Source organism: Streptomyces sp. NPDC048353 (assembly GCF_055587165.1).
This window is the reverse complement of the sequence record NZ_JBVJGU010000005.1, coordinates 330,251-346,237: the sequence shown is the minus strand read 5'-3', so window position 1 is coordinate 346,237 and position 15,987 is coordinate 330,251. Positions and strand designations below refer to the sequence as shown.

Below are 15,987 nucleotides of genomic sequence, written 5' to 3'. Positions count from 1 at the left end.
GGACGCGGGAACGCCCGGCCGGTGCCAGTGGCACCGGTCGGGCGTTTCACGTGAAACAGCGGAACTCAGACGTACGGGCGTATCACGCCCAGGTGATCAGCCGCTTCGGCTGCTCCAGGATCGCGGCGACGTCCGCGAGGAACTTGGAGCCCAGCTCGCCGTCGACCAGGCGGTGGTCGAAGGAGAGCGCCAGCGTGGTGACCTGACGCGGCTTCACCTTGCCCTTGTGGACCCAGGGCTGGAGCTTGATCGCTCCGACCGCGAGGATCGCGGACTCGCCCGGGTTCAGGATGGGCGTGCCGGTGTCGACGCCGAAGACGCCGACGTTGGTGATGGTGAAGGTGCCGCCCTGCATCGCCCCGGGGGTCGTCTTCCCGTCGCGGGCGGTGGCGACCAGCTCGCTCAGGGAGCGGGACAGCTCCGGCAGGGTCTGGGCGTGCGCGTCCTTGATGTTCGGCACGATCAGACCGCGCGGGGTGGCCGCGGCGATGCCCAGGTTGACGTAGTGCTTGAGCACGATCTCCTGGTTCGCCTCGTCCCAGGCCGCGTTGATCTCCGGGTTGCGCTTGGCGGCGACCAGGACGGCCTTGGCGATGAGGAGGAGCGGGTTGACCCGCAGCCCCGCCATGTCCTTGTCGGACTTGAGCTCCTCGACCAGCTTCATCGTGCGCGTGATGTCGAAGGTCACGAACTCGGTGACGTGCGGCGCGGTGAAGGCCGAGCCGACCATCGCGGCCGCCGTGGCCTTGCGCACCCCCTTGATGGGGATACGGGTCTCCCGCCCGTCCGTCGACACGGCCGGCGCGGACGCGGCCGGGGCGGCGGAGGCGGCGGGTGCCGGGGTGGCCGCGGGCGCGGCCACCGGTGCCGGGGCCTCGGCGGGTGCCGGGGCGGCCGCCGCGTGGACGTCCTCGCGGGTGATGATCCCGTCGGGCCCGGTGGGCGTGACGGTCGCCAGGTCCACCCCGAGGTCCTTGGCCAGCTTGCGCACCGGCGGCTTGGCCAGCGGGCGGCCGGCCACCGGGCCGTGCCCGTTGAGCTGTTCCGGTACAGAGACGGGCGCGGCGGGGACCGGCGCGGCCGTCTGAACGGCGGCCTGGGCGGTGGACGCCGGGGCGGCCTTGCGGGCCCGGCGCTTGGTGGAGGTCGCGGCGACGCCGTAGCCGACGAGGACCGGCTGGCGGCCCTCCGGCTCGGCGGCCTCCTCCACGGCGGCCGGGACCGCCGCGGCGGGCGCCTCGACCGGCGCCTGGGCCGGCGCTTCGGCCTCCGGGGCCGCGCCGCCGACGTTCACCGAGATGATCACCTCGCCGACGTCGACCGTCGTCCCCTCGGGGAAGCGCAGCTCGTGCACCACGCCGTCGAAGGGGGACGGCAGCTCGACCGCCGCCTTCGCCGTCTCGACCTCGCAGACGACCTGCCCGTCGGTGACCGTGTCACCCGGCTGGACGTACCACTTGAGGATCTCGGCCTCGGTGAGGCCCTCGCCCACGTCGGGCATCTTGAATTCGCGGATCGTCACGGTGCTCTCCTCAGTACGCCAGCGAGCGGTCGACGGCGTCGAGCACGCGGTCCAGGCCCGGCAGGTACTCCTCCTCCAGGCGCGCCGCCGGATACGGCGCGTGGTAGCCGCCGACCCGCAGGACGGGGGCTTCCAGGTGGTAGAAGCAGCGCTCGGTGATCCGGGCGGCGATCTCCGCGCCGGATCCGAAGAAGACCGGCGCCTCGTGGACGACGACCAGGCGGCGGGTCTTCTCGACCGAGGCCTGGACGGTGTCGAAGTCGATCGGGGAGATCGAGCGCAGGTCCACGACCTCGATCGACCTTCCCTCTTCGGAGGCGGCCGCGGCCGCCTCCAGACAGGTCTTCACCATCGGGCCGTAGGCGACGAGGGTGAGGTCCGTGCCCTCGCGGGCGACCCGGGCCTTGTGCAGCTCGCCGGGGATGGCGTCGGTGTCGACCTCGCCCTTGTCCCAGTAGCGGCGCTTGGGCTCGAAGAAGATGACCGGGTCGTCGCTCTGGATCGCCTGCTGGAGCATCCAGTAGGCGTCGGAGGGCGTCGCGGGGGTGACCACCTTGAGGCCCGCGACGTGCGCGAAGAGCGACTCGGGGGACTCGGAGTGGTGCTCGACGGCACCGATGCCACCGCCGTACGGGATGCGGATGACGACCGGTACCTTCACCGCGCCGAGCGAACGGGCCCGCATCTTCGCGAGCTGCGTGACGATCTGGTCGTACGCCGGGAAGACGAAGCCGTCGAACTGGATCTCCACGACCGGCCGGTAGCCGCGCAGGGCGAGGCCGATCGCGGTGCCCACGATGCCGGACTCGGCGAGCGGGGTGTCGACGACCCGGTCCTCGCCGAAGTCCTTCTGCAGGCCGTCGGTGACCCGGAAGACACCGCCGAGCTTGCCGACGTCCAGGCCCATGACGACGACCTTGGGGTCGTTCTCCAGGGCCGTGCGCAGGGACTCGTTGAGCGCCTTCGCGAGGGGAAGCTTCTGAACAGCCATGATTACTCGGCCTCTCCGTTCGCGAAGGACGCCTGGTAGGCGGCGAACTGCGCGCGCTCCTCGTCGACGAGCGCGTGCCCGTCCGCGTAGACGTTGTCGAACATCGCCATGTGCTCGGGGACGGGCATGGCGCGGACGACCTCGCGGACGCGCTTGCCGAGCGTCTCGCTCTCCTTCTCCAGCTCCTCGAAGAAGGCCGCGTCGGCGTGGCCCTCGTTCTCCAGGTAGGCCTTGAGGCGCAGGATCGGGTCCTTGGCCTCCCACGCCTCGCGCTCCGTGTCGCGGCGGTAGCGGGTCGGGTCGTCGGAGGTGGTGTGGGCGGCCATGCGGTAGGTGAACGCCTCGATCAGCGTCGGACCCTCGCCGCGGCGGGCGCGCTCCAGGGCCGAGCGGGTGACGGCGAGGCAGGCCAGGACGTCGTTGCCGTCGACGCGGACGCCGGGGAAGCCGAAGCCGCGGGCGCGCTGGTACAGCGGGACGCGGGTCTGCTTCTCGATGGGCTCGGAGATGGCCCACTGGTTGTTCTGGCAGAAGAACACGACCGGGGCGTTGTAGACCGCGGAGAACACGAACGACTCGTTGACGTCGCCCTGGCTGGAGGCGCCGTCACCGAAGTACGCGATCACGGCGGAGTCCGCGCCGTCCTTGGCGATGCCCATGGCGTAGCCGGTGGCGTGCAGGGTCTGCGAGCCGAGGACGATCGTGTACAGGTGGAAATTGTTGGTGTTGGGATCCCAGCCGCCGTGGTTCACACCGCGGAACATGCCCAGCAGATTGGTCGGGTCGACACCGCGGCACCAGGCGACACCGTGCTCACGGTAGGTCGGGAAGACGTAGTCGTCGTCGCGCAGCGCCCGGCCGGAGCCGATCTGCGCGGCCTCCTGGCCGAGCAGCGACGCCCACAGGCCCAGCTCGCCCTGGCGCTGCAGGGCCGTGGCCTCGGCGTCGAAACGACGGGTGAGGACCATGTCGCGGTAGAGGCCGCGCAGCTCGTCGGCGCTGAGGTCGATGTCGTAGTCGGGGTGCTGGACGCGTTCCCCTTCGGGCGTCAGCAGCTGAACGAGCTCGGGCTCGGCGCCCTGCCCCTTCTTGACGCTCGCGCTGGCAGTGCGCTTGGTGCCGCTGCTGCGTCGCGTCGTCTTGCGCGCGGCAGTGCTGTCCACGGTCACGTGCGTGCTCCTCCGTCGGTCCGGCCACCGGGTTCGCCGGGTGGGCCTGGGGTCCCCCCTACCGGAGGTAAGGGGAGGCTCCGCCTTTTCCGACCCGCGCACGGGGTGGGTGCGACGCAGCCGGGGACAGGCGTGACAGGTGCCCCGGCGAGCGCCCTGTCATAGGCACGTTACCCAGTGCGCCGCATTCCTGCGAAACCCCGTTTGACCTGCGATTTTGCTTGGATTTCCAAGTAAATCGAGAATGACGGGAACAGAGCTGGTCAGCGCGGTGCAACGGCCGTGCGGCCGCCGGAACACGGGCACGGTATCCCGGCACCCCCGGGCACGGGAAGAGCCAATATGTGAGACTGGCCCCGTGCGCGAAGATGGAAAAATCCGGGTATTTCTGTTGGACGACCACGAAGTCGTCCGGCGCGGCGTCCACGAGCTGCTCTCCGTGGAGGACGACATCGAGGTGGTCGGAGAGGCCGGTACGGCCGCGGACGCGCTGGTCAGGATCCCCGCGACCCGTCCCGACGTGGCCGTGCTCGACGTGCGGCTGCCGGACGGCAGCGGCGTCGAGGTGTGCCGCGAGGTCCGCTCGGGAGACGACGCCATCAAGTGCCTGATGCTCACCTCGTACGCCGACGACGAAGCGCTCTTCGACGCGATCATGGCCGGGGCCTCGGGCTATGTCCTCAAGGCCATCCGGGGGAACGAGCTCCTTTCGGCGGTACGGGACGTGGCGGCCGGCAAGTCCCTCCTCGACCCGGTGGCGACCGCGCGCGTCCTGGAGCGGCTGCGCGACGGGAACAACCCGAAGGGTGACGACCGGCTCGCCCATCTGACGGAACAGGAACGCCGGATCCTGGACCTGATCGGGGAGGGCCTGACCAACCGGGCCATCGGCGAGCGGCTGCACCTCGCCGAGAAGACCATCAAGAACTACGTCTCCAGCCTGCTGTCCAAGCTCGGCATGGAACGCCGCTCCCAGGCCGCCGCGTACGTGGCCCGGATGCAGGCCGAACGCCACTGACCGACCGGGCCCGACCCGCGAGGGCCCACCCGCCAGGTCCCAACCTGGCCCGACCGCCAGGGCCCGACCCGCGAGGGCCCCGCTCCGTGCGTGACCGGACGAGATCCGGTGCGCACGCCCGGCGCACGCCCCGAGCCGCTCCGCGCCCCCGGTTCGGGACTTACGTCCCGGGCCCGGCGGGGCCGTGGCCCCTTTCCGCACCACCCCCGGTGACGGAGAGTGGAGGCCATGTCCACCGAGGAGATCCGCGCCATCGAGCTGCTGCACCGCGTGTCGTACGGGCGGGTGGCGACGAGCATGCGGGCCATGCCCTTCGTCGCACCGGCCCGGCACATCGTGGCCGACGGCCGGGTGCTGCTCCGGATGCACCGCGGGCTCGGCTACCACCGGGCCTGCAACGGCAGCGTCGTCGCCTACGGCGCGGACAACCTCACCGGCGCGGACGACCTCGCCTCCGGCTCCGACAGCCTCTGGTCCGTGCAGTTCACCGGCACCGCCCGGATCTTCGAGCCCACCGACGACCAGGCGGCCGCCTTCGGCCCCGCCCCCCGCTCCGTGGACGGAACGCCCTTCGAAGCGGTCTACATGAGCCTCGAGCCCCACTTCGTCACCGTGCACACCCTCGACCACGCGCCCCGGTCCGCCACCCCCGCGCGCCCCGAGCACTCCGAGCGCCCCAGCGGCCGCCCTCGCGCGCCCCGCCCCGAGCCCACCGACCCCCACGACGGCCCGCGACGGATCCACCACGTAGCGTGATCTACCATCTGGTGAGTGCCGCGCTCATCTGAAACGCTCGCTCCGCCTCTCGGTGCCCTGATGCGCCGCTACCGCCACGCCGGCGAGCCGCTCTCCTGCGTACCCGTCACCCAGGGCCTCCTCAACCGCGGCTACCGCCTCGCCACCACGCGGGGCGCCTACTTCCTCAAGCAGCACCTGGACGCCCCGACCGCCGACCGGGACACCATCAGCCGCCAGCACCGGGCCACCGAACGCCTGCACGCCCTGGGCCTGCCCGTCGCCCCGCCGCTCGCCGACTCCGCGGGCCGCACCGTCGCCGTGATCGGCGGCCGCTGCTACGCCCTCCACCCCTGGGTCGACGGCCGCCACCGCGACGGCGCCCAGCTCTGCGCCGCCGGATCCCGACGCCTGGGCACCCTCCTGGGCCACGTCCACACCTGCCTGGAGCAGGTGATGGGGTCCCCGCCGCCCGGCGGACAGCCCGCGGCCGGAGCGGCGTACGCGAGCGCCCGCCCCGAGGACACCGTCCGGATCATCGACGACCTGCTCCGCCTCGCCCGCGCCCGGCGCCCCCGCGACGGCTTCGACGAACTCGCCGAACACCGCCTCCTGGAACGCCGGTTACTGCTCGCCGAACACGCCCACCGCCGCCCCCCGCCCGCCGCCGCGGCCGGCTGGGTGCACGGCGACTTCCACCCCCTGAACCTGCTCTACCGGGGCGCGGAGCCGGCCGCGATCGTCGACTGGGACCGCCTCGGCGTCCAGCCGAGGGCCGAGGAGGCGGTCAGGGCCGCCGCCATCTTCTTCGTACGGCCGGCGGGCGAACTGGCCCTGCGGAAGGTACGGGCGTACGCGCGGGCCTACCGGCGCGCGGCGGGCGCGGACGGGGCCGAACTGGCGGCCGCCGTGCACCGCGTGTGGTGGGAGCGGCTGAACGACTTCTGGATACTGCGCTGGCGCTACCAGCTCCACGACCGAAGGGCCGACCCGCAGTTCCCCGCGGCGTCGGCCCTGGTGGTGTGGTGGACCCGCGAATACGAGGCGGTACGCGACGCGTTCACGGAATGAGGCCCGGCGGGGACGGATCCGCCGCCGGCGCCGTGACGGCCGGTCAGGGGGTGGTGCCGCCGCCGGTGGGCTCACCGCTGGTGCCGACCGAGCTGCCCGTCGAGGTCCCCTGGTTGGTGGTGCCCGACGTCGTCCCCTGGTTGGTGGTGCCCGAGGTCGTGCCCTGGTTGGTGGTGCCCGAGGTCGTGCCCTCCGTGGTGCCCTCGGTCGTGTTGCCCTCCGTGGTGCCCTCGGTGGTGTTGCCCTCGGTCGTGCCCCCGTCGTCCGTGCCGCCGTCCGTCGACGGGGTCGACGGATCGCCCGACGGCGTGCTCGGCGTCGTCGGCCGGTACGACGGCCGGTACGACGGCGTCCAGGTGTTCTGGTTGCCGCCCGTGGAGGTGTCCGGCTCCTGCGTCTCCGGAGTCGTCTCCTCCGACGGGGTCGGCGACTCGGATGTCGTGGAGGGCGAGGTGCTGACCGACGGCTTGTTCGTCGTACCGCCGCCGTTCCCGCCCGCCTTGTCCACGGCGTAGGCGACACCGGCGACGATCGCGATCAGCGCCAGCGCGACGAACAGCAGCATCTTGCCGCGGCCGCCCGAACGGCCGTTGCCGTACGCCCCGCCGCGGCCGGTGTCGTACCCGCCGACTCCGCCGTCGTCGGGGTTCATCGGCGGCAGGATCGGACCCTGCGAGGTCTCGTGGTGCATCGGGTGCCCGAGCGCGGTCGTCGCGGTGACCCCGCCGACCGGCGTGTGGCCGCCCTCGTGCACCTCCACCGGGCCGGTGTTCCAGGTGCCCGTGTGGCCGCCCTGCTGCTGGAGCATCTGCAGGCCGTACTGGATCAGGCCACGCATCTCCTCGGCGCTCTGGAACCGGTCGTCCGGATCCTTCGCCAGCGAGCGCATGACGAGACCGTCCAGCTCCGGCGGCGACGCCTGCGCCACGTCGGACGGCGGGACCGGCATGTCCTGGACGTGCTGGTACACCACCGACAGGGGCGTCTCACCCGTGAAGGGCGGGCGCAGCGCCAGCAGTTCGTAGAGCAGACAGCCCGTGGCGTACAGGTCGGAACGGTGGTCGACGGCCTTGCCGAGGGCCTGCTCGGGGGAGAGGTACTGCGGCGTGCCCATGACCATGCCGGTCTGCGTCATCGTCGACTGCGCGCCGTGCAGGGCGCGCGCGATGCCGAAGTCCATGACCTTGACCGCGCCGCCGTGCGTGATGATGACGTTCGCGGGTTTGATGTCCCGGTGCACGATGCCGTGCTGGTGGGAGTAGGCGAGCGCCTCCAGGACGCCCGAGACGATGATGAGGGCCTGCTCGGGGCCCGGGGCCTCGGCGCTGATCAGCAGATCGCGGATGGTGCGGCCCTCGACCAGCTCCATCACGATGTAGGGGACGGACTGGGCGCCGACGACGTCCTCGCCGGAGTCGTAGACCGCCACGATGGCGTGGTGGTTGAGGCCGGCGACCGACTGCGCCTCACGGGTGAACCGGGCCTTGGAGACCGGGTCCTCCGCGAGGTCGGCGCGCAGCAGCTTCACGGCCACGGTCCGGCCCAGGCGCACGTCCTCGGCGGCGAACACCTCGGCCATGCCACCGCGCCCGAGACGGTGGGTCAGGCGGTAGCGCCCGTCACCGACCACGCCGCCGATTCCCCAGGACTCCGCCCCGGCATCCGGCACACCGCCGCCACCTGCTTCGGATTCGGGTGCCATCAGTCCTCGCCGTCATATGTCTGCCGTGCCTTGCCGTCACGTCTATCCCGTCACGCTACAGGCTTCGTCCGACAGCACGGTCCGAGATGGACCGGCCATCCAACCCCTTCCGCGTACACCTGTGCAAATTCCAGGCGGTTCCTGTAACGCTTCCGAGACGCTTCTTGTGCTGAGGGTCACGGAACGGGCACCCGGCTTGACGTGTCGTTGCCCTGGGGCAGACTTGGCCAGGAAAATCCGGTGGAGCGCCGCCACGCGCGCGTAGGGGGAAGCACGAATGAGCCACGACGGCGCACAGGGCCGCTATGCGGGCGGTTCGGTCGCGAACGGCCGCTATCAGCTGCGCGACCTGCTCGGCGAGGGTGGCATGGCGTCGGTCTACCTGGCCTACGACAGCGCGCTCGACCGACAGGTCGCCATCAAGACCCTGCACACGGAGCTCGGCCGGGAACAGTCGTTCCGCGAGCGCTTCCGGCGTGAGGCACAGGCCGTCGCGAAGCTGTCGCACACCAACATCGTCTCCGTCTTCGACACCGGCGAGGACACCCTCGACGGCGCCGTCATGCCGTACATCGTCATGGAGTACGTCGAGGGCCAGCCGCTCGGCTCCGCCCTCGCCTCCGACGTGCGGCAGTACGGCGCGATGCCGGCCGACAAGGCGCTGAAGGTGACCGCCGACGTGCTGGCCGCGCTGGAGACCAGCCACGAAATGGGCCTGGTCCACCGCGACATCAAGCCCGGCAACGTGATGATGACCAAGCGCGGCGTCGTCAAGGTCATGGACTTCGGCATCGCCCGCGCCATGCAGTCCGGCGTCACCTCCATGACCCAGACCGGCATGGTCGTCGGCACCCCGCAGTACCTCTCCCCCGAGCAGGCCCTCGGCCGCGCCGTGGACGCGCGCTCCGACCTGTACTCGGTCGGCATCATGCTCTTCCAGCTGCTCACCGGCCGTCTTCCGTTCGACGCCGACTCGCCGCTCGCCATCGCGTACGCGCACGTCCAGGAGGAGCCGGTCGCCCCCTCCTCCATCAACCGTTCGGTGACGCCGGCGATGGACGCGCTCGTCGCCCGCGCGCTGAAGAAGAACCCGAACGAGCGCTTCCCCAGCGCCGCCGCCATGCAGGACGAGTGCCTGCGGGTGCTGTCGGCCGGCCAGACCGGCGCACCGGCGATCGTCGCGGGCGGACCGGTCAGCAGCGGCGCGGGCGTCGGCTCGGCCGTCTTCCCGCCCGTCGGCCAGACCCCGCCGCCGTCCACGCACGGGGTGCAGCACCCCTACCAGGCCCCGACCCCGCAGCCCGGACCGTACGGCGCACCCACACCGGCCCCCTCGTACGGCTACCCGCAGCAGGCCCCGGCGTACCAGACGCCCGCCCCCGGCCCGTACACGATGTCGCCGCAGCACTCGACGGCCGCTTCGCCGTCCCCCATGGGCGGCTCCGGCGGCTCGGGCGGGTCCGGGGGCTCCGGCCGGAACATGCCGTTGCTCGTCGGCGCCATCGTCGTGGCGCTGATCGCGATCGGCGGGGTCATCACGGCGGTCTCCCTCAACAAGGACGACCCGAACACCGACGCGAAGAACGACCCCACCCAGTCGGTGGCGCCCGGGCACAAGGGCCCGGACCTGACGAAGACGATCGACCCGAAGAAGTGCACGGATCCGAGCGAGTCGAGGGACGACCCGGCGAAGTTCGAGATCCCGAACCTCACCTACAAGAACATCCAGTCCGTGAAGGCGTGCATCCAGGCCGCCGGCTGGAAGATCACCAAGCAGGTGCCCGTGGACGAGGCGACCTACGGCGAGGGCACCGTCCTCGAGCAGTACCCGCCGGCGGGCGTGGACGAGACGAAGGAAGGCGCCGACTTCACCCTGTCGGTCTCGACCGGCAACCCGCCGCAGTAAGCGCGGAGCGACCCGGTTCGGGGCAGCCGGCCCCGGGCCGGGCGCGAAGACCGGCCGGACGGGGGTGCGCGAGAGCCGGCCTGGTCTCGTGCGGGGCGCCCGGACCGGGCCGGCGACCCGGAGGGCCGCTCCCTCGCCCCCCGTCCCTCGCCCGCCGTACCCGCCCGTCATCCGGTGACATCACCCGGGATGCCGGATGTGTCCCGTCATGTGACGCTGAGTTGAATCCTCGGCGGCTCGGTACGGGAGGGGGTCACACGGTGACTCCAGTACTCCGCGGGGCACGGAGACGGGCTCTCGGCCCGGTTTTCGTGTGCTCGCTGATGGTGGGTGGCGTGCCTCTCTCCTCCGCGGCCCAGACCGCGACCGCCTGGGCGGCGGGCGGGTCGATGAGCCGACCGGCGGGCGGGTCCCAGGGACCGACGGCGAGCCGGGCAGCAGGCGAGGTCGTGAGCCGGGCGCCGGGCGGGACCATGGGTTCGACAGCGAGCAGGGCGCCGGGTGAGGTCGTGAGCCGGGCGCCAGGCGGGACCACCGGTTCGACAGCGAGCCCAGCGGCGGGTGAGGCGGCGGCTTCCTCCGCGGGGCGGCAGGCGTCCCCCGGTGCGAGGGCGGTACCCCTGACCCCCTCCACCGTCTCGAAGCCCTCACGGGCCACCCCCACACCCCCCTCCTCGTCCTCCCGCCCCTCCACCCCCTCCGCTCCGACCGCCTCCTCGGCGGCCGGCCCGGGACAGGGGCACGGCGGCAAGGGACCGGGTGCCCCCGGAAGAGGCCCCGGCAAGGGGCACACCAGACCCGCCGGCACGGCCGCCCCCTCCCGCCCCGCCGCCGGAGCCGCCACCTCGCCCGGCGCTTCCGGAGCCCCCGCCCCGCCCGCCGCGACGCCCGGACCCTCCGAACCCCAGGCCCCCAGCCGGTCCGCCTCGCTCGCCGGCCGCCCGGCCGGACAAGGGCGCGAACGGCCCGGTCGCCCCGCCGCCTCCCCCGTACCGGTGCCGCTGACCCCCGGCGAGTCCGCCGACCCCTCCCGTACCAAAACCGCAACAGCCGACGGGGTCCCGCCGCTCACGGAGGACGAGGCGCAGGACCGCGAAGGGGTACCTCCGACGGACGGGGCGCCCCCGTCCGGCGCCGAGGAGAGCCTGCCCGCGGCGGCCCGGCGGGTGGGCGCGGAGACCACCTCCACCACCGTTGACCGGCAGATTCCCGTCCTCACCATGGGCGCCGGCCTCGCCCTGATGGGGCTCGGGATCGGCTTCCTCGGCATCCGGATGCGGCGCCGCTGACCCTCCGGGTCCCCCTTGAGACGGACGCCGTGAATCCGTCCGAGGTCGCTTGTCGGCGAGGGCATACTCGGTATACATACTGAGTATGTCGATCCGCCACGGGCTTCTCGCCCTCCTCGAACAGGGCCCTCGGTACGGCTCACAGCTCCGCACGGAGTTCGAGTCCCGTACCGGCTCCACCTGGCCGCTCAACGTGGGCCAGGTGTACACGACCCTGAACCGTCTCGAACGCGACGGCATGGTCACCCAGGACGGCGAGGACGAGGCCGGCCATGCGCTCTACCGGATCACCGACGGCGGACGGGCCGAACTCAGGACCTGGTTCGAGAAGCCCGTCGACCGGACCAGCCCGGCCCGTGACGAGCTGGCCATCAAGCTCGCGATGGCCGTCGGGGCGCCCGGGGTCGATATCCGCGCCGTCATCCAGTCCCAGCGCCACCACACCGTGAAGGCGATGCAGGACTACACCCGGCTCAAGGCCCAGGCCCTGCACGCGCTCGAGAGCGGGGAGAGCCGGGAGCGGGACGACGTGGCCTGGCTGCTCGTCCTGGAACAGCTGATCTTCCAGACGGAGGCCGAGGCCCGCTGGCTCGACCACTGCGAGGCCCGGCTGATCCGCCTCTCCGCGACGGCCGTCGCCGCCCGGGAGCCCGAGCCGCGACCCGCCTCGGGCGCACCCGTCGAGGACGTGCGCCCGACACCGCTGCGCTGACCCGCCACCACCCGCGGCCCCGATCCCGCACAGGTCCGGGTCCGGTGCCCCACCGCACCCACTCACCTCGGACCGCCTCTCCATCCGTTCTCACCTCGGACCGCCTCTCCATCCGCTCCGTACGCGCCCGTCCGTCACCGGGCGTCCACCCGCGTACGACCAAGGGGGACCCCTTCATGACCACCCAGAAGTCACACCAGCCACGCCAGCCACAGCAGCCACGGCAGTCACAACAGCCCGTGCTTCAGCTGCGGAACCTCACCCGCGTCCACGGATCGGGCGCCACGGAGGTGCACGCCCTGCGCGGCATCGACCTCGCCGTCTACCCCGGTGAACTGGTCGCCGTCATGGGCCCGTCCGGCTCCGGCAAGTCCACGCTGCTCACCATCGCGGGCGGCCTCGACGCCCCCACCTCCGGCCAGGTGATCGTCGAGGACACCGACATCACCACCGCCGACCGCAAGGCCCTCGCCGCCCTGCGCCGGCGCAGCATCGGTTACGTCTTCCAGGACTACAACCTCATCCCGGCCCTGACCGCCGCCGAGAACGTGGCCCTGCCCCGCGAACTGGACGGCGTCGCCGCCCGCAAGGCCCGTACCGAGGCCGTCGCCGCCCTGGAGGAGATGGAGCTCGGCCATCTCGCCGACCGCTTCCCCGACGAGATGTCCGGCGGCCAGCAGCAGCGTGTCGCGATAGCCCGCGCCCTCGTCGGCGACCGTCGTCTCGTCCTCGCCGACGAGCCCACCGGAGCTCTGGACTCCGAGACCGGCGAGTCCGTCCTCGCCCTGCTCCGCTCCCGGTGCGACGCCGGTGCCGCAGGCGTCCTGGTCACCCACGAGCCGCGGTTCGCCGCCTGGGCCGACCGGGTCGTCTTCCTGCGCGACGGCGCCGTCGTCGACCAGACCGTGCGCAGCGACGCCGACTCCCTCCTCTCCGGCCAGGCGGCCGAGCGGTGAACACCTGGCTCCATTCCTGGCGCGCCGCCATCCGCATCGCCCGCCGCGACGCCTGGCGCTTCAAAGGCCGCAGCTTCCTCGTCCTCGCGATGATCGCCCTGCCCATCCTGGGCGTGAGCGCCGCCGATCTGACCCTGCGCAGCTCCGAACTCTCCACCGAGGAGCAATTGGAGCGCGGCATCGGCGCGGCCGACGCCCGTTTCGCCGACACGCAGTACGGCGGCGTACCGATCTTCCAGTCCCCGGACGGGGAGATGCACAACCCGGCCAAGGACTACGGCGACGCGGTCTGGCCGAGCGGCTCGACCGACGTCACCAAGACGATCCCGGCCGGCTCCACCGTCCTGACCGACACCTCCGGCAGCGCCAAGCTCACGACGGTGCACGGACTGCTCCAGACCGAGGTCCGTGAGCTGAAGGCCGCCGACCCGATCGCCCGGGGCATCATGAGCCTCCAGGAAGGCCGCTTCCCGGAGAAGCCGGACGAGGTCGCCGCCACCACGCAGTTCCTGGAAGCCAGCGGTCTGACCCTCGGCTCCACCCTCTCGGCCCGCGGCTACGACCGCCCGTACCGGATCGTCGGTTCTTACGAACTGCCCGACGCCCTGAAGGCCAACGAGGTCAACGCCCTTCCGGGCGCCTTCCTCGCCCCGTATGCCAAGGCCGTCGAGAGCGCCGGTCTGTCGAAGCCGCAGTCCTCCACCACGTACCTGGTGAAGCACTCCGGTGGTTTCACGTGGAACACCGTGCAGCAGATCAACACCAAGGGTGTGGCGGTCGTCTCGCGCCTGGTCCTGCTGAACCCGCCGGCCGACTCCGAGGTTCCGCTCTTCCAGAAGGGCGGCTGGGGCGACTACCAGGTCAGTGGCAGCGCCCAGGCCGCCGAGCTCGCCGCCCTCGGCACCGTCGTCGGGCTGGCGATGCTGGAGATCTGTCTGCTGGCCGGTCCCGCGTTCGCCGTCGGCGCGCGCCGCTCGCGCCGCCAGCTGGGCCTCGTCGGAGCCAACGGCGGCGACCGGAGCCACATCCGCGCCATCGTCCTGGCCGGCGGCCTGGTCATCGGCGTCGCCGCGGCCGTCGTGGGCACGATCCTCGCCCTGATCCTGACCTTCTCCCTGCAGCCTCTCCTCGAGCAGTACATGGGGAAGCGGTTCGGCGCCTTCGACATCCGCCCGCTGGAGCTCCTCGGCATCGCCCTGCTGGCCGTCCTGACCGGCCTGCTCGCCGCGATCGTGCCGGCCGTCACCGCCTCCCGGCAGACCGTCCTCGCCTCGCTCACCGGCCGCCGCGGTGTCCGCCGCAGCAGCCGTGTGCTGCCCCTGGTCGGTCTCGGCGCCGTGCTCCTCGGCGGGGCCATCGCGCTGTACGGCTCGGTCGTCACGGACCAGTTCGCCATCGTCGCGGGCGGCAGCGCCATCGCCGAGCTGGGCGTGGTCGCCCTGACCCCCGCCCTGGTGGGTCTCTTCGGGCGGACCGGCCGCTGGCTGCCGCTGTCGCCGCGGCTCGCCCTGCGGGACGCCGTGCGCAACCGGGGCCGTACGGCGCCCGCCGTCGCCGCCGTGCTCGCCGCCGTCGCCGGCACCGTCGCCGTCTCCACGTACGCGGCGAGCGACGAGGCCGAGGCCCGCGCCGAGTACCAGGCCCGGCTCCCGTACGGGGCCGTCTCCGCGCTCGTCACCGAGGAGGGCGGCCGGGACGTCCCGGCGGTCCGTGACGCCGTCCAGCGGCTGTTCCCCGTCGACACCCGCGCCGACGTCGCACGCGTCCACGTCGGCAAGCCCACCTGTGAGCCCTACGGCGGCGAGCCGGGGTGCGGCCGCTTCGACATCGTCATCCCGAAGGCCAACGAGTGCCCGCTGTGGGGGCCGAGCGTCGACGGCAAGGACCCGGCGGACAAGTTCACCCGGGCCGAGCGCGAGAAGCTGGCCAAGGACTGGCGCTGTCTGGAGGGCGGCAACGGCGGGATCGTCGGCGCCGAAGGCGGCCTGGTCGTCGGCGACGCCAAGCTCCTGAAGGTGCTCGGCATCAAGGACGCGGCCGCCGAGAAGGCGCTCGCCGACGGCAAGATCGTCACCTTCTCCCGGGCGCAGGTCGAGCGGGACAGCACGATCTCGGTCAAGACGGTCACCGACACGGAGGCGGCCGACCGGGCCGAGCAGGAGGGCAAGCCGCTCCCCGGTGTGGTCAAGACCCTCCCCGCCCACCTGGTGACCGGGGACCACAAGGCGTACGGCCTGCAGGGGCTCATCACCCCGGCCGCGGCCAAGGCGGCGGGGTTCTCCACCGTGCCGCTCGGCTCGTTCTTCTCCACCGACCAGCTGCCCGGCACCGAGGCCCGGCAGAAGCTGGACGGCGAACTCGCCAAGATCGGCAGCGATGTCGACCTCCGCGTGGAGGAGGGCTTCGTCGGCGACACCAGCATCGTGCTCCTGTCGCTGACCGTCTTCGCGGGCCTGGTCACCATCGGCGCGGCCGGTATCGCCACCGGTCTCGCGCAGGCCGACGCCGAGGCCGACCTCAAGACCCTCGCCGCGGTCGGCGCACCGCCCCGCGTCCGCCGTACCCTCAGCGGCTTCCAGTGCGGTGTGGTCGCGGCGATGGGGGTGATCCTCGGCTCGGCGGCCGGCGTCCTGCCGGCGATCGGGCTGCGGCTCACCGAGCAGCGTCAGCAGCAGCGGTTCTTCGAGCAGGCCCTCGCGGAGGGCTGGGGCGGCTCGCTCACGCCTCCCCAGGTCACGATCGTCGTGCCCTGGGCGACGCTGCTCGCCCTGCTGGTCCTGGTACCCCTCGGCGCCGCGGTCCTGGCGGCGCTGGTGACCCGCTCCCGCGGCGCCCTGGCCCGCCGGGCCGCGACATGACCAGCGGGGTGGCCTGACCGGCGGGGGGCCTGACCGGTCCGGCGTGAGCCGATCGGTC

Annotated in this window: 12 protein-coding genes; 8 read left to right on the top strand and 4 right to left on the bottom strand. The window is 72.5% G+C overall.

Annotation, left to right across the window (positions count from 1 at the left end; all coding sequences use genetic code 11):
- Positions 1-82 precede the first annotated feature (82 nt).
- From ACZ6RC_RS20210 to pdhA, 3 genes are read right to left on the bottom strand one after another with little or no spacing between them, the layout of a single operon-like run.
- Positions 83-1,501 carry a dihydrolipoamide acetyltransferase family protein gene (locus ACZ6RC_RS20210; protein WP_469585747.1) on the bottom strand — a complete coding sequence of 473 codons (1,419 nt, stop codon included), beginning with the start codon at positions 1,499-1,501 and terminating at the stop codon, positions 83-85.
- Positions 1,502-1,532: 31 nt separating this feature from the next.
- Positions 1,533-2,513 (bottom strand): alpha-ketoacid dehydrogenase subunit beta, encoded by a 981-nt coding sequence (locus tag ACZ6RC_RS20205; RefSeq protein ID WP_391140064.1) that lies wholly within the window; start codon positions 2,511-2,513, stop codon positions 1,533-1,535.
- A 2-nt stretch (positions 2,514-2,515) separates the two neighbouring features.
- A complete protein-coding gene (gene pdhA, locus ACZ6RC_RS20200; RefSeq protein ID WP_391140063.1) occupies positions 2,516-3,682 on the bottom strand; it encodes a pyruvate dehydrogenase (acetyl-transferring) E1 component subunit alpha in 1,167 nt (388 codons plus the stop codon).
- A 358-nt stretch (positions 3,683-4,040) separates the two neighbouring features.
- Between pdhA and ACZ6RC_RS20195 the strand changes: the two genes are divergently transcribed.
- The 3 genes from ACZ6RC_RS20195 (at position 4,041) to ACZ6RC_RS20185 (ending at position 6,506) form a co-directional block, all read left to right on the top strand.
- Positions 4,041-4,700 carry a response regulator gene (locus ACZ6RC_RS20195; protein WP_391140062.1) on the top strand — a complete coding sequence of 220 codons (660 nt, stop codon included), beginning with the start codon at positions 4,041-4,043 and terminating at the stop codon, positions 4,698-4,700.
- Between the two features lie 228 nt (positions 4,701-4,928).
- Positions 4,929-5,456 (top strand): pyridoxamine 5'-phosphate oxidase family protein, encoded by a 528-nt coding sequence (locus ACZ6RC_RS20190; protein WP_469585015.1) that lies wholly within the window; start codon positions 4,929-4,931, stop codon positions 5,454-5,456.
- Positions 5,457-5,471: 15 nt separating this feature from the next.
- The gene (locus ACZ6RC_RS20185; RefSeq protein WP_453615938.1) at positions 5,472-6,506 is read left to right on the top strand and encodes a phosphotransferase; all 1,035 of its coding nucleotides are present in this window, start codon (positions 5,472-5,474) and stop codon (positions 6,504-6,506) included.
- Positions 6,507-6,549: 43 nt separating this feature from the next.
- Here ACZ6RC_RS20185 and ACZ6RC_RS20180 read toward each other — a convergent pair whose 3' ends face one another.
- A complete protein-coding gene (locus tag ACZ6RC_RS20180) occupies positions 6,550-8,208 on the bottom strand; it encodes a protein kinase domain-containing protein (RefSeq protein ID WP_469585010.1) in 1,659 nt (552 codons plus the stop codon).
- Between the two features lie 277 nt (positions 8,209-8,485).
- Here ACZ6RC_RS20180 and ACZ6RC_RS20175 point away from each other — a divergent pair, with 277 nt between their 5' ends.
- From ACZ6RC_RS20175 to ACZ6RC_RS20155, 5 genes are all read left to right on the top strand, one after another.
- Positions 8,486-10,114, top strand: coding sequence for a protein kinase domain-containing protein (locus ACZ6RC_RS20175; RefSeq protein WP_469585007.1), 1,629 nt, complete (start codon positions 8,486-8,488; stop codon positions 10,112-10,114).
- A 995-nt stretch (positions 10,115-11,109) separates the two neighbouring features.
- The gene (locus ACZ6RC_RS20170) at positions 11,110-11,403 is read left to right on the top strand and encodes a hypothetical protein (protein WP_469585004.1); all 294 of its coding nucleotides are present in this window, start codon (positions 11,110-11,112) and stop codon (positions 11,401-11,403) included.
- 85 nt (positions 11,404-11,488) lie between these two features.
- On the top strand, positions 11,489-12,115 hold the full coding sequence (locus ACZ6RC_RS20165) for a PadR family transcriptional regulator (protein ID WP_391140057.1): 627 nt from the start codon (positions 11,489-11,491) through the stop codon (positions 12,113-12,115).
- 176 nt (positions 12,116-12,291) lie between these two features.
- Positions 12,292-13,071, top strand: coding sequence for an ABC transporter ATP-binding protein (locus ACZ6RC_RS20160; RefSeq protein ID WP_469585000.1), 780 nt, complete (start codon positions 12,292-12,294; stop codon positions 13,069-13,071).
- Entirely contained in the window at positions 13,068-15,929 is a 2,862-nt protein-coding gene (locus ACZ6RC_RS20155) for an FtsX-like permease family protein (RefSeq protein ID WP_469584997.1), read from the top strand. Before ACZ6RC_RS20160 ends, ACZ6RC_RS20155 begins: the two co-directional genes overlap by 4 nt.
- Positions 15,930-15,987 lie beyond the last annotated feature (58 nt).